The organism is Pseudomonas triticifolii, assembly GCF_014358015.1.
Taxonomy (GTDB): Bacteria; Pseudomonadota; Gammaproteobacteria; order Pseudomonadales; family Pseudomonadaceae; genus Aquipseudomonas; species Aquipseudomonas triticifolii.
Window position 1 is genome coordinate 1 of sequence record NZ_JACONV010000026.1, and the last position, 19,867, is coordinate 19,867.

Here is a 19,867-nt window from a genome sequence, read left to right on the forward strand (position 1 = left end):
ATCCTGTGTGTGTGCAGCGAGACAGCGGAGCGCTCTGGACAGAGTGCCAACGCGGAGAGAAGTGGGAGCGGACTTGTCCGGGAAGGCAGTGTGTCAGACGCGACATCTCTACCGAATGCACTGGCCTTTTCGTGGACAAGTCCACTCCCACGGTCCTGTGTGTGCAGCGAGACAGCGGAGCATCCTGGACAGAGTGCCAACGCGGAGCGAAGTGGGAGCGGACTTGTCCGCGAAGGCAGTGTGTCAGACGCGACATCTCTACCGAATGCACTGGCCTTTTCGTGGACAAGTCCACTCCCACGGTCCTGTGTGTGTGTGCAGCGAGACAGCGGAGCATCCTGGACAGAGTGCCAACGCGGAGCGAAGTGGGAGCGGACTTGTCCGCGAAGTCAGTGTGTCCGGCGCGACATCTCTACCGAATGCACAGGCCTTTTCGTGGACAAGTCCACTCCCACGACCCGAGACAGCGGAACGTCCTGGACATCATCAGATCCAGGTCACATCACCCCAGCGCAGCAGCCCCGACACGTGCAGCCTTGCGGCGACGGGAGACGGTCAGGCCCGCGCCGACTACCAGCAAGCTGAGCACGCCGGTCGCGATGATCTCGATGCGATGGTCTTCCTGGATCAGCATGATCGTCAGCACCGCGACGATGAAAAAGATCACCAGCCAGGTCAGCCACGGGAACAGCCACATCTTGAAGTCGATGGGTTCGCCTGCCGCAATACGCTTCTGACGCATGCGCAATTGCGAAACGGCGATCACCAGGTACACCAGCAACGCAATGGCGCCGGAGCTGGCCAGCAGGAAGTCGAACACTGCCGCCGGTGCAACATAGTTGGCAAACACGGTCAGGAACGCCGCTGCAGTCGACAGCAGCACTGCGCAGTAAGGCGTGCCGCCCTTGCTGGTGCGCTTGGACATTGCCGGTGCATCACCGCGCTTGCCCAGCGAGAACAGCATGCGCGAAGCCGTATACAGCGCCGAGTTCAGGCAACTGGTCACCGCCACCAACACCACCAGATCGACGATCAGCTTGGCGTTCGGAATGCCCATGGCATCCAGCACTGTCTGGTACGAGCCCACTTCAGCCAGACGCGGATCGTTCCACGGCACCAGCGACACAACGATGAAAATCGAAACCAGATAAAACAGGAAGATCCGCCAGATCACCGAATTGGTGGCCTTGGTGATCTGCTTGCCCGGGTTCTTGGATTCCGCCGCCGCAATGGTCACGATCTCGGTGCCCATGAACGAGAACATGGTGGTCAGCATCGCCGCCAGCACCGCGCCCATGCCGTTCGGCAAAAAGCCGCCGGTGTCGAACAGATGGCTGACGCCGCTGACGTTGCTGGTCGGCAGCAGGCCAAAGATGGCTGCAACACCCAGCACCACAAAGGCAATGATCGCCACCACCTTGATCAGCGCGAACCAGAACTCGAACTCGCCGTAGTTCTTCACGCTAAAGAGGTTGGTCGCTGTCAGCAGCAGTGTGATGACCAGCGTGAACATCCAGATCGCGATGTCCGGGAACCAGGCATGCAGAATGGTCGCAGCCGCATTGGCCTCCAGCGGAATCACCAGCACCCAGAACCACCAGTACAACCAGCCGATGGTGAAACCGGCCCAGTGCCCGATGGCGCGGTCGGCGTAGGTCGAAAACGACCCGGTGTCAGGCGAGGCAACGGCCATTTCGGCCAGCATGCGCATGACCAGTACCACCAGCGTACCCGCTGCGGCATACGCCAGCAGCACGGCAGGTCCGGCTTCGGCAATCGCATGGCCGGAGCCGACGAACAGACCCGCGCCGATGACGCCTGCGATCGACAGCATCGTGATGTGTCGAGGTTTCAGCCCTTGTTCGAGCTCGGAAGAGTTAGCGGTATTGCTCATAAAACCACCTGTGCAAGACGAGCGAAGCACACCGATGCGCCTCGTAAAAATAAAGCAACGGTGCCGTTCTTTATTCTTGACGCAAGAAATGCGCCAAAATATTTCAAAAACGACGTCGCTCCTGAAACACAAGGGCTGGAGCCGAACAGGCCGGGAGTGGACAGAATGAAATTTTGGTCTACGGCGTAGGATTTGTTACCGAACGCCCCAAAAGTCATCCACGCGAGCGCACCGAAAAGATACACGCGCAACAAAAAAGCGCATCAATGGTGCGCACCACCCCATACCACTTGGCAAAAGCTGCTTCCAACAGAGGGTCAAAGCTGGCAACATCGCGCCTTTTTCGCGCACGCCCACCGGCAACGGGTACTCGATCCACGCGACGGCGTGCCCTTCGGCGACGGTCTGCTGCGACGATGCGGCAACCTGTAAAACGCTGTCACATTCACCCTTGCACGCAGTTGGTTGTCTTTTGAACGCTGTGCTAGCTTGGCGCTCGCCTCGCAGAAAAGAGCGCACACCCCTATGAGGACCCCACATGGCTGAGGCCACGCCCGCCCTGGAAATCCGCAACCTGCACAAACGCTATGACCAGCTTGAGGTGCTCAAGGGCATCTCGCTGACGGCGCGTGAAGGTGACGTCATCTCGATTCTGGGCTCATCCGGTTCCGGCAAGTCCACCTTGCTGCGCTGCATCAACCTGCTGGAAAACCCGCATCAAGGCCAGATTCTGGTCGCAGGCGAAGAACTCAAGCTCAAGACCGCCCGCAATGGCGAACTGGTTGCCGCCGACAACAAACAGATCAATCGCCTGCGCAGCGAAATCGGCTTCGTGTTCCAGAACTTCAATCTGTGGCCGCACATGAGCGTGCTCGACAACATTATCGAAGCGCCGCGTCGCGTGCTGGGCCAGAGCAAGGCTGAAGCCATCGAAGTCGCCGAAGCACTGCTGGCCAAGGTCGGTATCGGCGACAAGCGCCATGCGTATCCGGCCCAGCTTTCGGGAGGCCAGCAGCAACGCGCGGCCATCGCCCGAACGCTGGCCATGCAGCCTAAAGTCATTCTGTTCGACGAGCCGACCTCGGCACTCGACCCGGAAATGGTTCAGGAAGTGCTCAACGTCATCCGCGCCCTGGCCGAAGAAGGCCGCACCATGCTGCTGGTGACCCACGAAATGAACTTTGCACGCCAGGTTTCAAGTGAAATCGTCTTTTTGCATCAAGGAATGGTCGAAGAACAGGGCACACCGCAGCAAGTGTTCGAGAACCCGCTGTCGGTAAGGTGTAAACAATTCATGTCGAGTCACCGCTAACGGAGCAACACCCATGCAGACGTACAAGAAAATCCTGCTGGTCGCAGCGGCCACCCTGGCTTTCACGACCAGTGCTTTTGCCGAAACCCTGAAAATGGGTATCGAAGCGGCCTACCCGCCGTTCAACAACAAGGATGCAAGCGGTCAGGTCGTCGGTTTCGACTATGAGATCGGCCAGGCCCTGTGCGCCAAGCTCAAGGTCGAATGCCAGGTGGTGACTTCTGACTGGGACGGCATCATCCCGGCCCTTAATGCACAGAAGTTCGACTTCCTGATCTCCTCGCTGTCGATCACCGACGAACGCAAGCAGGTGGTGGACTTCACCGACCCGTACTACTCGAACAAGCTGCAGTTCATCGCACCGAAAACCTCCAGCCTCGACGTTTCGTCCATCGACAAGGCCAAAGAAAGCCTTGCCGGCAAGGCGGTCGGCGCACAGCGCTCGACGCTGGCCAGCACCTGGCTGGAAGACAAGCTGGGCATTCTCGACGCCAAGCTCTACGACACTCAGGAAAACGCCTTCCTCGACCTGACCTCCGGTCGCGTTGACGCCATGCTTGCCGACAAGTACGTCAGCTACGAATGGCTGAAAAGCGATGCCGGCAAGAACTTCGAGTTCAAGGGTGAGCCTGTCGAGCAGAATGACAAGATCGGCATTGCCGTGCGCAAGGGCGATCCACTGCGTGAGCGCCTGAACGAGGCACTGAAAGAAATCATCGCTGACGGCACCTACAAGAAGATCAACGACAAGTACTTCCCTTTCAGCATTCTCTGATTCACCTGACAGCGTCGCCGCGGCTTCACCCCGAAGCGCGGCGACATGTCCTGAAAAAGCCTGCCCATGAACATTGATCTCCACGGATTCGGCCCGGCCCTTGCGGCTGGCGCGCTGATGACGGTCCAACTGGCACTCTCGGCCCTGTGCCTTGGGCTGGTGCTCGGACTGCTCGGCGCACTGGCCAAGACTTCGCCTTACAAGCCCCTGCAATGGCTGGGCGGTACCTACTCAACCCTCGTGCGCGGCGTTCCCGAACTGCTCTGGGTGTTGCTGATTTACTTCGGCACCGTCAACGGCATGCGCGCGCTGGGCGAGCTGTTCGGCAAGCCGGACCTGGCCCTGAGCGCCTTCGCCGCTGGCGTCATCGCGCTGGGTTTGTGCTTTGGTGCCTACGCCACCGAGGTGTTTCGCGGCGCAATCCTCGCCATTCCCAAAGGCCATCGCGAAGCGGGTCTTGCGCTGGGCATGTCGCGCACGCGCATTCTCTACAAGCTGATCCTGCCGCAGATGTGGCGCATCGCCCTGCCCGGCCTGGGCAACCTGTTCATGATCCTGATGAAAGACACCGCGCTGGTCTCGGTGATCGGCCTTGAAGAAATCATGCGTCACGCGCAGATCGCCGTGGGCTTCACCAAGCAGGCGTTCACCTTCTATATGGTCGCGGCCATCATGTACCTGGGCCTGACCGTGCTGGCGATGATCGGCATGTACTTCCTGGAAAAACGCGCCGCTCGCGGCTTTGCGAGGAGCGCGTCATGAACTGGGAAGTCATCATAAAATGGCTGCCACGCCTGGCCCAGGGCGCGACCCTGACGCTGGAACTGGTGGCGATTGCGGTCATCGCAGGCTTGATCCTCGCGATTCCGATGGGCATCGCCCGCGCCTCACGACACTGGCCGGTGCGTGCGCTGCCGTATGCCTACATTTTCTTCTTCCGGGGCACGCCGCTGCTGGTTCAGCTGTTTTTGGTCTACTACGGCCTGGCGCAGTTCGACGCCGTGCGCCAAAGCGCGTTGTGGCCTTACCTGCGCGACCCGTTCTGGTGTGCCGTCATCACCATGACCCTGCACACGGCCGCCTACATCGCGGAAATCCTGCGCGGTGCCATCCAGGCCGTGCCAGCCGGAGAGGTCGAGGCAGCGCGGGCGCTGGGCATGTCGAAGTGGAAGGCGCTGTTCTACATCGTCCTGCCACGTGCCGCCCGCATCGGCCTGCCCGCCTATAGCAACGAAGTGATTCTGATGCTCAAGGCCAGCGCACTGGCCAGCACCGTCACGCTGCTGGAACTGACCGGCATGGCGCGCACGATCATTGCGCGCACCTACATGCCTGTTGAGATCTTTTTCGCCGCCGGCCTGTTCTACCTCGTCATGGCCTTCGTGCTGGTGCAGGGCTTCCGGCTGCTGGAAAAGCTGTTACGCGTAGACGCGAGCCAAGGTCGCTGATATGAAGAGGGCTGGCTTTCATTCAGCCAGCCCTCACACGCGAAGCCACCGACCATGACCTCTGAAACCAGCCTGCAGAACGATCAGCTTCGCAGCCACTTTGGTGCGCTGGACAGCTTCCTGTTCGCGCATCAGGGGCTGTGGCGACCCAAGCCGTTCACCCACCTGCGTCTGCCCTGGGAAGCTCAACACCCCGAACTGGCCGACTGGCTGCGCCAACGCACCCTCGACCAGGCAGACGCGGCCCCTGAACAGCTCGACGCGCCCTTCCCATTCACGCAACTGGCCGCCGAAGCCGCAGCCTTGAGCCAAGTGGGCGAACTGCCCGCCTTCCCGCTCGCGCCCGCCGAGCCGCGCATGAGCGTGGACGTACCGGGGCGTAAATGGCAACAGATCGAAGCCTTCGCCCGTCACCTCGACACCCGGCAGCCCAACACCCACTGGCTGGACTGGTGCGCAGGCAAAGGCCATCTGGGTCGCCGCCTGACCGGCCGCAGCCAGCAACTGACCTGCCTGGAACGCGACGCGGCACTGGTCGAAGCAGGCCTGAACCTCAGCGCACGTCAGGGCATCGAGGCCAGGCATGTGCAGCAGGACGTCATGGCTGACGATGCCTGGCGCAGCCTGCAACCGCACCACAGCCCGGTGGCGCTGCACGCCTGTGGCGATCTGCATGTGCAATTGATGCAACTGGCCAGCCAGACCGGCTGCCAACAGCTGGCCATTGCGCCCTGCTGTTACAACCGCACGCGTCACGCCGACTATCAGCCACTGTCCATCGAAGGCCTGGCTTCGGGGCTCAAGCTGTCGCGTGATGAGCTGGGCCTGCCGCTGAGCGAAACCGTGACCGCAGGCGCTCGGGTCCGCCGCCAGCGGGACACGTCCATGGCGCGACGTTTGGGTTTTGACCTGTTGCAACGCACGCTGCGCGGCAGCGACGACTATCTGCCCACGCCCTCACTGCCCGTTGCCTGGCTGGATGTGCCCTTTTCAGACTATTGCTGCCATCTGTCGCGATTGAAAAACTTGCCCGAGCCAGGCGTACAAGACTGGGCGAAACTGGAAGCGGCGGGCTGGCAACGACTGGCCCAAGTGCGCAACCTTGAGCAGGTCCGCAATCTGTTCAGGCGACCTCTGGAAATGTGGCTGGTACTGGACCGGGCGCTTTATGTTCAGGAGCAGGGTTACAAGGTCAGGGTCGGGACGTTTTGTGACGCTCAGGTCACCCCGCGTAACCTGCTGATTCTGGCCCACAGGCTGTGAAGGAAATCAACAGAACATCCTGTGGATAAGTCTGTTGATGAAAATTCCGACGAGTGCAATAAAGCTTGGCGCGCCAGTTACTCAAGCCCCTGATTATTCCTGGCCGTGCTGTCAGGAACCCGCAAAAACAGTGGTTTGCGAGAGACATCGGACAAGTACACACTTGCGGCCATGTGTGCAAACGTTTATGCGGGAATTGTGCATAAAGATTTAGTAAAGGCTCTGAAACAGGCCTGTCAGGGGGCAAAATCGTGCGCTGGCAAACACCGGCGCACGACCCGATTTGACGCCGTTTTTCAGACTTCTTCCACGCAGTCCAGCGACCGTTCGACCATCACTTTGGCCATCTCCACCATGTGCATGGCGGCGAAGGCCAGATCGCGTCTTGAGCCGTTCAATTCATCGCCCAACTCGTAAGCCGTTGCCGACGCGCAGCGCAGAAAGTCGAGGGCGTGCAGCAGCGTTGATTCCAGGCTGATGTAATCGCTGGTCTTGTCTTGAGGATCCTTGCGGGATCGACCGGTCGGCAAGTAACACGCCATGGCGCGATTGACGACGGCCTGGTCGAAGATCGGGGCGGTGGACGATTGCGGGGGTGGATCGGGGGTTACTTTGACCATCTTTTAGCTCCTTCCATGAAGTCGCTGCCTGATCGCTACTAAACGAAAGGCGGCGACTGTACGCGAGTTAGTAGACCGGCGAGCTAAGTAACCGGCGCACCCGAAGGCGCCAAGCGCACAGCCGCCATAACATCGGCAAACGCCAGATGGAGACACGGTTGTGATGCCTTAACTCGGTGCGGGCTACTAAACCCGATCGCTGATAGGCAGCGACGGAGGGAGGGTAAGAGCACAGACCCAAAGGCACAAGCGGGCCGGGATTCTCTCGGAAATGTCCGTCAAAGGAAAGAGACAAAACCTGCAAAAAACCGCCTGAAAGCGTTGCAAAGCGTGAGCGGGCGGCCGATTTGAGGGAAGCGCTCTGCGCGCTTTTGACATCGCACTGGCTCCAGGCAGACACGCAACAGCGTAAGGCAGCTTGCCGACTAATATTTCAAGAACGGCGGATGATCCGCAAACCGGTCTTAAAACTGATCGTCCCTCAACCGCGTGAACGGCACGCTGCGCCCCTGCAACTTGCGCAGCGTCAACTTGTACGCACTGGACTTGATCTGGCTGCCCATCGGCGTTTCCTCCAGCAAAATCCGCCCCGACGCAAACGCACAGCCCGTGTCCAGCATCTTGTACTTGAGCAGGTACAGCCCCGCGTCCATCTTGCTGAACGTGAACGTCGCACCCACCGGCACGAACGCATGACGAAACGCCTTACGCCCCACCGCATCCGTCACCTTGGCGTACACCGCCGAACCGCCCGCCGTGTTATCCACCGTGATCTGCGACCAGCCGTTGTCCTTGAGCGTGGGCATGTCCTTCACATAACCGGCCTTCTGCGGCCAGGGCGCGCCCATCGGATCGACCGTCGGCACCTCACACTCAGGCACCACAGCCTCCACCGGCTGCTCGGCGACCGCTGCAGGCGCATCCACCACGACCGGCGCAGGCTTGACCCAGGTTTGCACGACCGGCACGGATTCAGTCGGCACAAACGACTTACGTGCATTAGGGTCGTAGCCCATCCAGGCACCGGCCGCGCAACACATCACGAACACCGTTGCCCATCGCCACGCACTGTTGCGCCGCTGACGGTTGGGTGGGCTTGAAGAGCTGGAAGCACTTGAGGAGGCACTGGCCCGTCGTCGTTCGGGGCCATGGTAGGCAGGGCTGTGCCCGGCAGAAGACATAGACGCAGCGGCAGCGGCGTAACCATGAGCAGCACGCCCACGCGCCGCCTGCACCTGCTGGCGGCGCGCAGCTTCTTCACGTGCCTTCTGCTCATCGGCCACAAGCTGCGCGTCATACGCCGCGCGCCTGCCCGCATCGGCCAACACATCGTGAGACGCGTTGACGATGCCCATCATGTCCGAGGCATAAGGGTCGGAATTCCTGTCCGGGTGCAGCTTCTGAGCGATCTTGCGATAAGCCTTCTTGATCTGATCAGGAGAGGCATCGCGAGCGACATTCAGCAGCTCGTAATGCGTGGGCGTTCTCTGCATTGCACTAGCTGTCCATCGCCGACTGCCATTTTGATACAGCTATATCGGCCAAAAACGCCCGAACTCCAATCGCAATGCTACACACCCGATACAAACCAAAAAAAAATGCCCGGGTCCTGAGACCCGGGCATCGTTTTAAAGCATCGAGACCTTCACACCCGCCGAAGCGACCTTGACGATCCCGACCCGGTGATGACTTCATCAGCGTCCAGACGCACATTCATGCGATTCAGACGGCAATGCATAGCCTCTCTATCACCTGACGCATGCCCGACCGGGCAAAACGTCGTTACCAATATCCTGCAACCGCTTCTCAGTGAATGGCTGGCTTCCGGTGTACTGCATCCCCGAAACCCTGCAACGATCCTTCGTATCATTCATCGGATAATCCTTTATCCAGAACTGAAAAGTGAACGCCCCTCGCCGCTGACTCAGTGGCTTGGGCCGTTGAGAACAAGCCTATGCAAAGCCCCCACACCCTGCAACCCGCCCAAAAGCCCCCAAGCCTTCCCGACCACCCAAACACACCACAACGCCACCAGCGCCCAACCCCCTTATTCGCCTGCCCGAGTTAAAAATCCCCGCCCCTCCATCGCCATCACCCGCCTCGACAGACGCCTGAACCGATACCGCAAAAAACCCTTATTACCGCCACCAAGCCGCCTAATCCGCCAAAACCCAAGGAAACGTCCCGCACCCACAATAACCCCCGTCCTGCAAACCACCCCCTCGCCGCCCCGATGGCAAAAATTTTTCAACTGAATCAGACAGCTAGGCTTTACAAGCGCATCAGACTCTATATACTCGCAGCCCATCACGCCGGTATAGCTCAGTTGGTAGAGCAACTGACTTGTAATCAGTAGGTCCCGGGTTCGACTCCTGGTGCCGGCACCATACAAAACAAAGGCTTGCAGCGATGCAGGCCTTTTGTTTGTCCGCTACACGTAACAAGCCACGTAACAAGCGAGCGTGAGCAGCACAGTGAACGCTTGTGCTCGCAGCCACTGAAGCGTCAGACTTGGCACCTCCCTCCGCTACACCTCGCCGTTTTCAGGTTGACCCCTCGGGAAATGGTAATTTTGGTAATCGTTTTTTTGAAATACTCTGAAAGCCTTTAAAATCAAGGGCTTGAGAGACATTGTTAATGGTAATTTTATGGTAATTGATTAGTAAGATGATTACTTTTAGGCGGGGTAATTTCCATTTTAAAAAATATCGTTATAAATCAATAACTTATAAATAAATTACCTTCCAGATTACCCCTTATTACCCCCCTCAGTAATCGCTGTAAGCCACGTCTCATAAGGCTTATAGGGCGACCGAATCTCAAAATTACCAAATTACCCTATCCCCGACGCCCTCCTGAAATTCCACTTTGCCATCACTCAAAAACACATGAGATCGGTTCGCCTGCCCGTTTTTTGATATCACGAAGGAAGGACGATGCGACCGCTTGAGATGCGCAGGCTTGTGAAATGGGGAGAAACAGCTACAGCCCCCAGCCCGCCTGACCTACAGGCTTTTAATTTGGTCGACAGCGATAGGGCTGTCCGAGCTTGAACTGATTGATCGCAATTTCGAAAACGCACCCAAACTCCCGTTTTCGAATTTTTCGCCCAATGAATTCGGGGGTGCCAGCTTCTTGCCGCTTTCACCTCGTCAGCGGGCCGCTGTGCAATCGCGCTTCATTCCTTTGCAAAACCTTTCACAAAATGAAAATGCCGATCACCTGCACAGGCCCAAGGGCGGCGCGGGCTGCAGCCTCGTTTGCACCACGCGGCGGATTGCACAAAAAAATCACGCGAAGCCCGTCGGCGGGAGGGGGATAAGTGCTTTTTTGAAAGATTTTTTGTTGCGAATAGTCGGATGGCAGCGGCTTTCGACACGTAGAATGTGTGACTCAAGGCGGAAACGAGATCCCACGTCTCCTCCCCAAATCCTCTATACTCGTAGAATTTGATACCATTTTTGCAAGACGTGGAGCATGGTTATGATCCAAGACTTTAAGGTGTCTGGGTTCAGACACTTCAAAAATATTGAGCTCACGCAGCTAAGGCGTGTGAACTTATTTGTGGGTAAGAATAGTGCTGGCAAGAGTGCGCTTCTTGAAGCATTCGTGCTATTTTTCAGCCAGATGTCTCCAAAATATCTACCTGAGATACATTCTTCTCGGCAAGAAAACTGGAATGCTGACGAAGACCTTTCTGAAGATAATCCGTTACGGCACCTATTCTTTGGTCATACACTCCCTGAGGTAGGTAAGCTGGGCTTCAGCTTGGCATCTACGGGGGATGACAGATCCCTCGAAATTAGAATTAAAAACTACCACATAGAAATAGATGGACCAGCCACCACTTTAAGTCCGATCCCTGATGGCGTAGATGTAGAGCCGGAGTTTCTAGAGCCGTGCCTCGTTATATCTAATAAACTAACAACGAGACGAGTTACTAGATTAAGTCGTTACAATAGCTTGCGAAGGGCTAATTTTCACCCTACTGCTTTAAGAGCGTCGCCCTCCGTTTACTTCATCCCAACTAAAGGGATAAGCGATCGTGATCTCGCAATGCTATGGGATTCGATCAGCCTTACAGATGCTGAAAAAGATGTTATCTCTGGACTAAAGTTAATCGAGCCGGACGTAGAAGGATTGGCTTTTGTTGGCTCTGACTCTAGAACAAGAGTAGCCCTAGTTAAAGTTGCAGGAAGTCCAGAACCTGTATCATTAAAAAGTTTAGGAGATGGGATGAGCAGAATACTTCAAATCATTCTATCGTTAGTAAACGCAAAAAATAATGTATTAATAATTGACGAGTTTGAAAATGGATTGCATTGGAGTGTGCAGGCCGCAGTCTGGTCGCTGGTATTCAAACTTTCAGAGAGATTGAATGTACAGGTCTTTGCCACCACGCACAGCCGGGATTGCATCGAGAGTTTTGAGAAGATATGGAGCTCCGACCGCAATGTAGGATATTTTGCGCGAGTACAGAAGAAAAATGGAGAGGCTACGGTCAGAGAGTATAATTTTGACCTACTTAAAGACTCTATCGAAACAGATGTAGAGGTGCGATGAGGTGAGCACCATAAAACACAAAGGACCAAATGTTTTATTGGTAGAAGGGAAAAATGATGCCCACTTGGTATTTGCATTATGTGAATATTTTAAACTCCCGGATTTTTTCGGGATATACGACTGTGAGTCTGACTTAAAAGTAATGCAACGTTTGAACGCATTGCTAGCAGGATCCGAACCCTTGCATAAAGTGGGTGTGATTTTAGATGCAGACGCTCCGAGCCTGAGCTCGAAGTGGCAAAGCGTCAGCAGCTTACTTTCTAACTCCGGGTACATTGTTCCACAGCGGCCTGAGAAAAACGGAACGATATTAACAGCAGTTGATCGGCCGGTCATAGGAATCTGGCTCATGCCAGATAACGAAATTGATGGAATGTTGGAAGACTTTTGTATGCGCCTTGCCCCTCAAAGCTCTATTGACTTTGCTCAAAAATGCGTGCGTGAGGCTGCAGCAGATGGCCATACAAGCTTTACTTCTACCCATGCTGCAAAAGCAGCAATTCATACGTTCTTAGCATGGCAGGATGAGCCAGGGATGCCACTAGGATTAGCGGTTAAAGCAAGAGCTCTAGATCCGACTCAACCTATTGCCTTGTTATTCAAAGACTTTTTGGTTGCCTTGTTCGACCGTAGTTAATCGCGATTACGAAGTAAGCTAAACGTAAAATTTAGTGATGGGACAGAATGCTTCTTTCTCAGAACGAACACGGTAGTGGCTGCCCCCGTACGCCGAATTTCTAATATTTTCTGACAGATGTAGGTTGTACTGATTAACTTTCGATGATAATCAGGCATGGAATTGTAACTCAGTTGCAATAGTAGGGCGGACGGTGCTTGTCAGTGACAAAGCTTCGCTGTCGCAAAAATTTGGAGCCAATTATAAAGTGCCTTTTATTAATCCAATTCAATGTGCTTTTCGCAGGTGTTCAATGGTGACGATTTGAGCCATATGCTTTAATTGGCGTGCGTGGTACTGGCTTATATCATCGCCCCCCCAACTGGGCAATGAGGGGCTGTCTCGCGAAAGCAATTGTTATGATTTTAATTACGTCATGCATACATAAATTTGATTTTGTAAGAAAAGATTTTCGGCTAACATTTTGTTCGATCGCAAAAACTTCCGTATAGCAAAAAAAATTGCCACTAGCATGACAGCCATCATCAACAAGTAAGTCGATAAGGAAAGCGAATGCTGTATGAGAAAAGCGTCAAAGCCAAGAAAAGCATATTTGCTCAACCGTTAGTTATAATAACGACAATCTTCTCTATTCAAATAGCGCTTGCAGTATTAATCATGGATTTCCCTTCAAAATTTTGGGAGTTCAGGCTGTTTGATTTTTTTACTCTCATAGCTCAAATGGCAACTGCCGGAGCTTTTTACATAGGCTTTAGGCAATACAATGAAAATAAACAAAAGGATCGACAAGCAGTGCTATCAGTAGAATGTCGTGCATTGGTCCAAAGCATGTCTTTACTAATAGTTAAGGTTACCGAGGGTGACGCTTCGCCAGACAATTACGACAGAGACTTCACAAAGCTATGCAATCAAGCGGCTGATTATAGAGAGATTTTCTCGGCGATGCGAGAGGACATAGTTAAGGGAATCGCCCGTATGCACTGGCAAGACATGTACTTTAATGAATTCAGACCTCGGATAAGATTTTTATCACACTTTGTATTTTTGCCGAATGCTGGCATTAAAAAAGACCTAGTCCACGCATGTGACACGCGACTCAACCCCACAATCCCTGAAAAGCTTTCTGACATACTTAACTTTAGCTTCAGGGTTAAAATGGTAGTTTTAGATCCGGAAATTTCTAGCAAGCTCGATACATCTAGATGGAGCTGGGTCGACAGTATGTACAGTGAGTTTTTTGACAATAAAAACCTTAATGATCTTTTATATGGCACGCTAAATAAAGCCGATATGTACACCCAAGCGCCACTGCTATACAGTCTTTATAAGCTTAGACAGATAAGAGCTGGACTTACTAATTAAAATCTCGTATGTGACAATTTTACATCTCGCAACTGGCAGCTAAATCGTAATTAGTTTGAGTGGGCCGGACACCTCGACAACTCTCAATGCGTTACTAGTGAATGCAGATGCATTTACCGGTGGCTGCCCCACTTGCGGGTGGACATGCGCAGCGATTTGCGCGTTCATCTCTTGCAGCAGATCCAGGGTGTCACAGAGTGCCCTAAAAATGTTTACGTTACTCGACCCAACCCAGTTCTTTGGCGCCTGCAAGCGTTGGCTCTCTTTGCTTATGCTTTCGCGCAGTCCTTGGATCCTCTCCGACATATCGCCGCCTATCGACGCGTTATGCTTGTTGCCCACCACGACGTTGAGGTCGCGCCCAGTCGCCTGGTGCATGTCATCGACTGCAGCGAGTGTGGCGGTACCGGCTGAATTGAGCTTTAGCGCGCCCAGGGCGTTGATCTTCTTGATGCCCCCCACTTCCTCGGTGGAATGGTTCTCCACGTCCTGGACGTGGCTCTGGTACTTCTCGCTGTTACCCAGGGCTTCCACTTCGCGCTCGATCGCGTGGTCGCGGATCTTGCCGTCAGTCAGGCGCAGCCAGTTGCCGTCCGCGTCGACGCGTTGCTGCACTGCATCGCTGTGCTGCCACACCTGGTCACCCTTCGGCACCTTGGGCAGGCTCAGGCCGTGCGGCAGGATCGTTTGGATGTAGGGCTTGCTGGGCGAGCCATACGCGAAGCACACCACCACCTGGGTGCCTTCCTGGGGAAAAGCGAACATGCCCATTTCTTCACCGCCCGAAGGCAATGGCAAGGGCACGCCGGCCAGCAACGGCACTGCAGGATCGGCTTCACCGTCCTGACCCAGTACTTCAATGTCGACCGCGTACCGTGGCCGGAAGTCGTCGCACATCGATGCGCCTGCAGGAGCGTCAGCCACTCCGACCACGCGGGCAAAGCGCGGCAGGTGATAACCGCCGGTGAGTTCGGGAAAAAGGCGTTCTACGCTGCGCTTGATTGCGTCGTCCATCGGATGGCCATCTGTGTGCCGGCAAGCGTGACACTGGTGATCCGCTCGCCTTGGTTGATAGTTACGCCTGGTCGCAACCCGGGAAGGGCCGAGACCATCGCGCTTTGATTGCCCTGGTAGCCGTCAAACAGGCTGACAGGGAGCTGCAGCGGCGGTCGGACGCCAAAGAAACTGTCCGCCCAGGAACCCACGAACACTTCACCGTCGCCCTGCTGCTGCCACATAAAGTCGGGAATACCGAACACGAGACCCATGCTGTCCATCGCCTGATAGCCGGCAGCCAGGCTGTAAAAAAACGGGGCTTTCACTTTCGTGTAAGGCTGATCCGGCACGCGAAAGCGCAGGCCGGTCTTGCTGCTGATCTCGGTCAGCACGGCGCGCAAATCCACGTGGCGCAGGTTCAGCGGCAGGGACTTGCCCAGGACTGCGGCCATCTCACGGCAGAACACCACCTGCTCGATGCCGTTCGCCGCGGTGCAGCGCTCGACGTAGCCGATAAAGTGACGCTGCAGCGCGGCTTCGTTGTAGCCGATATCGAGCGTCACCAGGCCGTGGACCTGCGCGCCGGCCTGGACGGTGAACGTGGCACGCCCGGGGCTTTTCAAATCGAGGCGAACATCGTCGGTCACCAGGGGCACCACCACGCCGCCGATCGTCAGCACTTTATGCAGCTTCATGCTCATGGCGTGCCGCCCAAGTAGGTGTCCACCTTCTTGAGCACGGCCTCAAACCCGGTCAGTTCTTGCGGCATCGTGCCGCCTGCAGCGCCTGCTGCGCCTCCATCGACACCTTCACCAGGTGCCGACTGCGAGGTCACCGCGTTGCCGGCGCGCCGGTTTTCGACCTTCTCAGGGTTGGAGAGCTTTTCCGACAGCGTGAACTGGACGATCCATTGCGACAGGCTGTCGTCTTCCCGGGCGCTGACCCCATCGGAAAACGCCACCTGCCGGATCCCGAAGGCCTCGGCCGTGTCGTTGACGATCCGGTACGTGGTGAGCTGGCCACCGCTTTCGGTGCCTTCGGCCAGTCGCATCAGGGTGCGAAGGTTGGCCTTGTCCTTGAAGGGAATCGTCATCGCGACCGTCAGCGTCTTGGGCTTGAAGCCTTTGTGGGACTTCTCGGTGCCGCTGGTTTGCCCGGACATGTCGTCGCTCTCGATCTTGAGGTTGGCCGTGACCTTCATCCGGTTGCCGATGACTTGTTCACCGTTGATCAAGAGTGTCATAGGCCCACCAGCTCACGAACGAAGCTCAGGCCCTGCAGCGAGCCAACCAGCATCACGCCGGACGACAGGACCCATTCATGCCCCGGGCCATCATCGCCGTCCAGCAGCTGGGCACGCAGCTCGCTGGCATCACCTGGCCCCAGCAGGCGGGCCTGCATGCTGGTATCTGGCGTGCCGCCGGCGAGCAGTTCTTTCAGGTCGTTAAGCTTGCTGTCCTGAGCCAGGGCCTGTTCGGCTTTGCGCTGAACCAGCGCGGTCAGGTCATCGAGCGGCGAGCTGTCGGCCGCGTAGCTTTCCAGGCGGGCCAGTTGGCCGTTGATCGAGGCGCTGGCTTCCTTGAGCACCGTGCAGCGCTCAAGCGGCAGATCGGCCCAGCGTGGCAACGTGCCGGCGCTCGGCATTTCCAACTTCGACGTGTCCAGGTCGAACAGGTGTTGTGCACGGCGCTCGGCCTTCTGCAGTTCTGCGATCGGCAGCAGCGCGTTGAATTTGGAGAGCACGCCGGCCATCTGGTCAAAGCGTGTGCCCAGGAACAGGATCACCAGGGCGTACTGCTCGCCGGTGGGTCTGGCGGTGTCGGTGTTGTCCTCGAGCTTTTCAGCCAGGCGCTGCACCAGGTTGGGAGCCGACAGGAAGCGCTGGTAGCCAGTGCCCTGCCCCACACCGCTCTGGAACGGCGTGACCACCACACACTTGGGAATCTCGCCCAGTTGGCCGTCCAGGGCGGCGCGTCCGGTTGCAATCACGCCTTTGACCGCCTCGCCGATCAGACTCAGGTCCGTGGTGACCTGGCCGGCCAGGCTGCCCAGTCGTTCAGATGCGCTGTCGAGCTGGGCGGCCGCCATGTCATTGAGCCCGCCCATTTGGTCCATCCACTGAGTGGCCTGGGCGGGCCACTGCATGGTCACGGGTGCCCAGTTCATTGCGCTGCGCCCATCACTTCGGCATAGGCGCTCTGGTAAGCCACTGCGAAATCGGCGTTGATGTCGATCGCTTCTTGCATGGCGAGCGTATCCGCCGCTTCGATGGCCTCCATCACCAAGCGTTCACCCCGGAAACACGCCCGACGATGCGCCGCCACAGCTAGGGCGATTGGCTCCATGGTTTCGAGGTCTACGACCTGCCAGCCATTCGCAGCCTTCCAGTCAGTGTTCGGAATCAACCCGTATTTCAGGTCTGTGTAAGTGCTGCTCAACTGCCCTTGGCTTTCTCGATCAGTCAGGACGCGCAGACCATCAGCCAGCTGCAGGCCTCCTACCTCAAAGCTCAGGCGATATTCAGCCAGGCGCCTCAGCATGCCGGGTTGATTCATCTTGATCACCAGGCGCTCGGCCTCGGCTTCATCGGCAGCGTTATGCACTGCACGGTAAGGCGTGTTCGGGTCGGTGTTGACGACCAGGGCACTGCCGTTTTCAAACGTTTCAATCATGTACATTCGGCAGTCCTCAGGAAATACGCCACAGGTCGTTCAGTTCGGTACCGCCCAGCGAGACGGTGCCGCTGAACAGATACATTTCCTCGCTCATTGCCACGGCAGTGGCGTGTTGCCGGCGCGTGGCCCCCGCTTCAAGCTGGGTCCAGGTGTTGGCCGGCACGTCATAGACCCACAGGTCATTGAGGAACCGGGTGTCGTTGGACGACGACGCTTGCATGCCGCCAAAGACGTACATCTTGGTGCCGATGGCCACAGCCACGTGTTCGGTGCGCTGCGTGCTGCCGATCCCCAGCTGCGTCCAGGTGTTGGTGGCCGGGTTGTAGAAGCTGACGTCGTTGAAGTAGCCCGCACCGCGCGTACCGCCGAACACGTACATGCAGTCGTTGATCACCACGGCGGTATGGTCGCTGCGCAGGTTGGGCGATGCGGTGAGTTGTTTCCACTTGTTGGTGGCCGTGTCGTACTCCCACAAGTCGGCTAGATACGCAGTGTTGTAGCCGCCGTAGACGTAAAGCTTGCTGCCGATCGCGACCATCGTTGCGGATCGACGCGGAGCTGGCCCGGTGGCGAGCGCTTTCCAGGTGTCGGTGGCAGGGTCGTACACGGATAGGTCCAGCAAGTAATTGCTACCGGTGCCATTGCCCCAGCCGTGGCCGCCGAATACGTACATCTTGCCGCCCAGGGCTGCGGCGCAGTGGGCGTAGCGACCGCCAAAGCCACTGGTCAACTGTGCCCAGGCGTTGCCGGCCACGTCGTAAACCCACAGATCGGTCAGGTAGTACGCGGAAGCTCCTTGTGTGTGGTAGCCGCCGTAGACATACATTTTGTTGTTGATCGGCACGGCGCTGTGCTCAAAACGCAGCGTTGCGCCGCCATTGAGCTGGGTATAAATGCCTTTGAGCTGTTCACTGGTGGTGAAACGCACGGCCGGCGACCACTCGGTTTCCCCCAGCGTGCGGCCTTTCTTTTTCATCCGCACGTAATACTGCGCGCCGTTGGCCAGCGCCGTGGTCGGGGTGAAAGCGTTGAGCTGTGTGGTGGTCCAGCCGCTGTCGATGATGCCGGACGAGAAGTCAGCCAGCATCGAGAACTGCCAACGGCTTTGCGTGTGGTCGTCCGTGCCGCCGCTGACGCTGAATGCATCGGTGGTGACGGTCAGGCGCGGCATAACCTTCTGCTGGCCATCGCTGGGCGACACGATCAGCGGACGTCGGATGTAGACCGCTGCCGTGTTGAACGAGGCCGAGCCCCACGCGGACGAGAGCGAGGACCCCATCTGCATGGCGCGGGAGAAATACTGCCTGGACGGGTCCAGACGATAACCGGCTTCGCTGATGCTGAACGACGTCAGCTGCGTGGTGCTGGTGATGTCGAACACCAGGTCGGTGAACGCCGCATTACGCGAGAGCTGCCAGCGGGTTTGGACGTGGGTATCAAACCCTGCAGGAAACACGGTGAACGCAGAAATCGTCAGGGTCGGTTCGAACGTGACACCGCTGGCACCCGGTGCCGGCGATACGATGGTGGGTTGCTGGATGGTGGCAGATCCCAGCGGGACCTTGATCGAGAGCTTGGCGTCGTCGCGCTGAACATCGAGCGTGACAAGGCCCGCCGCCGCGCCGGATGGAATAACCAGGGTGACCGTGTCTGCAGACACCGTCACGGTGCCCACGTTGGTGGCGGCCTTGTAGACGCTGAACCGGTGAAAGTCCGTGATCTTGTAGGTGTTGGTCGATCCCGGGTAAATCAGGACCGGACCGTCAACGCAAATCGATACAGGCGACTTGAGGTCGGCGGTGTTCACCTTCTTGTCGACGTCCAGGCGCAACTGGGCCAACTGATCGGCGATCTGGGTGAATTTCTCGGAAAAGTCGAACTGCCAGGTGCTGGCCGGCACCTGGATACCGGTCAGGCTCTGCGCGCCGTTGTAGTCCAGGATGATATTGCGGGTCAGGTTGTTGCCGAACTGCTTGGGCGGGATCTCCCGGCGTTTCTGCTGCAGCGGCACGTAGGCTGCGATGAGTAGCACCTGCTCGGCGGTTTCCAGACCGATCCAGTTGAAATCGAAGTCACCGGTGGAGCTGTCCAGCATCAGGCTGTACACCACGCGGTTAGGCGACAGGTAGCCTTCGCGGGTGACCTGGACGCTGTGCATGATCTGGTCGACCGGCGGCAGGCCTGCGCTACGGTCGATCGGCAGCGAAGTGTCCAGCCCGGGAATGTTGGCTAGCACGAAGCGCGACACCTTCAAGGCCTCGCGTTTGCTTTGTTTCAGTGCAATCAGGCTCTCGCCTGCCAGGGTGATGCTTGCCCCCATGG

At 57.1% G+C, this 19,867-nt stretch carries 17 protein-coding genes and 1 tRNA gene; 9 read left to right on the forward strand and 9 right to left on the reverse strand.

The features are described from left to right. Positions 1-502 precede the first annotated feature (502 nt). On the reverse strand, positions 503-1,894 hold the full coding sequence (gene gabP, locus H8S56_RS21895) for a GABA permease (RefSeq protein ID WP_187519758.1): 1,392 nt from the start codon (positions 1,892-1,894) through the stop codon (positions 503-505). Positions 1,895-2,432: 538 nt separating this feature from the next. On the opposite strand from gabP, the gene H8S56_RS21900 reads away from it, so the two are divergent. From H8S56_RS21900 to H8S56_RS21920, 5 genes are all read left to right on the forward strand, one after another. Next, positions 2,433-3,206, forward strand: coding sequence for an ABC transporter ATP-binding protein (locus H8S56_RS21900; RefSeq protein ID WP_187519759.1), 774 nt, complete (start codon positions 2,433-2,435; stop codon positions 3,204-3,206). Between the two features lie 13 nt (positions 3,207-3,219). Then, positions 3,220-3,981, forward strand: a complete 762-nt coding sequence (locus H8S56_RS21905) for an ABC transporter substrate-binding protein (RefSeq protein ID WP_024685594.1) — start codon at positions 3,220-3,222, stop codon at positions 3,979-3,981. 66 nt (positions 3,982-4,047) lie between these two features. Then, a complete protein-coding gene (locus H8S56_RS21910) occupies positions 4,048-4,743 on the forward strand; it encodes an ABC transporter permease (protein WP_024694348.1) in 696 nt (231 codons plus the stop codon). After that, positions 4,740-5,429 carry an ABC transporter permease gene (locus tag H8S56_RS21915; protein WP_024685596.1) on the forward strand — a complete coding sequence of 230 codons (690 nt, stop codon included), beginning with the start codon at positions 4,740-4,742 and terminating at the stop codon, positions 5,427-5,429. The genes H8S56_RS21910 and H8S56_RS21915 overlap by 4 nt, the downstream gene beginning before the upstream one ends. A gap of 54 nt (positions 5,430-5,483) precedes the next feature. After that, positions 5,484-6,692 (forward strand): methyltransferase, encoded by a 1,209-nt coding sequence (locus tag H8S56_RS21920; RefSeq protein WP_187519760.1) that lies wholly within the window; start codon positions 5,484-5,486, stop codon positions 6,690-6,692. Between the two features lie 296 nt (positions 6,693-6,988). On the opposite strand, the gene H8S56_RS21925 is transcribed toward H8S56_RS21920, so the two are convergent. Both H8S56_RS21925 and H8S56_RS21930 read right to left on the reverse strand, forming a co-directional pair. After that, a complete protein-coding gene (locus tag H8S56_RS21925) occupies positions 6,989-7,312 on the reverse strand; it encodes a DUF6124 family protein (RefSeq protein WP_187519761.1) in 324 nt (107 codons plus the stop codon). Between the two features lie 464 nt (positions 7,313-7,776). Further along, positions 7,777-8,805 (reverse strand): J domain-containing protein, encoded by a 1,029-nt coding sequence (locus H8S56_RS21930; protein WP_187519762.1) that lies wholly within the window; start codon positions 8,803-8,805, stop codon positions 7,777-7,779. 818 nt (positions 8,806-9,623) lie between these two features. On the opposite strand from H8S56_RS21930, the gene H8S56_RS21935 reads away from it, so the two are divergent. From H8S56_RS21935 to H8S56_RS21950, 4 genes are all read left to right on the forward strand, one after another. Next, positions 9,624-9,699, forward strand: a tRNA-Thr gene (locus H8S56_RS21935). A 1,096-nt stretch (positions 9,700-10,795) separates the two neighbouring features. Then, entirely contained in the window at positions 10,796-11,875 is a 1,080-nt protein-coding gene (locus tag H8S56_RS21940; RefSeq protein WP_187519763.1) for an AAA family ATPase, read from the forward strand. 1 nt (position 11,876) lies between these two features. After that, on the forward strand, positions 11,877-12,512 hold the full coding sequence (locus H8S56_RS21945; protein WP_187519764.1) for a DUF3226 domain-containing protein: 636 nt from the start codon (positions 11,877-11,879) through the stop codon (positions 12,510-12,512). Between the two features lie 552 nt (positions 12,513-13,064). Then, positions 13,065-13,874: a hypothetical protein gene (locus H8S56_RS21950; protein WP_187519765.1), complete on the forward strand. Its 810-nt coding sequence runs from the start codon at positions 13,065-13,067 to the stop codon at positions 13,872-13,874. 39 nt (positions 13,875-13,913) lie between these two features. Here the strand turns inward: H8S56_RS21950 and H8S56_RS21955 are convergent, their stop codons facing one another. Genes H8S56_RS21955 through H8S56_RS21980 form a run of 6 tightly spaced genes read right to left on the reverse strand, consistent with a single transcriptional unit; the run spans position 13,914 to position 19,865 of the window. Next, positions 13,914-14,888 (reverse strand): phage baseplate assembly protein V, encoded by a 975-nt coding sequence (locus H8S56_RS21955; protein WP_187519766.1) that lies wholly within the window; start codon positions 14,886-14,888, stop codon positions 13,914-13,916. Then, positions 14,861-15,571 carry a hypothetical protein gene (locus tag H8S56_RS21960; protein WP_187519767.1) on the reverse strand — a complete coding sequence of 237 codons (711 nt, stop codon included), beginning with the start codon at positions 15,569-15,571 and terminating at the stop codon, positions 14,861-14,863. The genes H8S56_RS21955 and H8S56_RS21960 overlap by 28 nt, the downstream gene beginning before the upstream one ends. Then, positions 15,568-16,113, reverse strand: a complete 546-nt coding sequence (locus H8S56_RS21965) for a baseplate complex protein (protein WP_187519768.1) — start codon at positions 16,111-16,113, stop codon at positions 15,568-15,570. Before H8S56_RS21965 ends, H8S56_RS21960 begins: the two co-directional genes overlap by 4 nt. Then, a complete protein-coding gene (locus H8S56_RS21970; protein ID WP_187519769.1) occupies positions 16,110-17,036 on the reverse strand; it encodes a hypothetical protein in 927 nt (308 codons plus the stop codon). Before H8S56_RS21970 ends, H8S56_RS21965 begins: the two co-directional genes overlap by 4 nt. After that, positions 17,033-17,548, reverse strand: coding sequence for a DUF4376 domain-containing protein (locus H8S56_RS21975; protein ID WP_187519770.1), 516 nt, complete (start codon positions 17,546-17,548; stop codon positions 17,033-17,035). Before H8S56_RS21975 ends, H8S56_RS21970 begins: the two co-directional genes overlap by 4 nt. Positions 17,549-17,558: 10 nt before the next feature. Next, positions 17,559-19,865 carry a Kelch repeat-containing protein gene (locus H8S56_RS21980; RefSeq protein WP_187519771.1) on the reverse strand — a complete coding sequence of 769 codons (2,307 nt, stop codon included), beginning with the start codon at positions 19,863-19,865 and terminating at the stop codon, positions 17,559-17,561. Positions 19,866-19,867 lie beyond the last annotated feature (2 nt).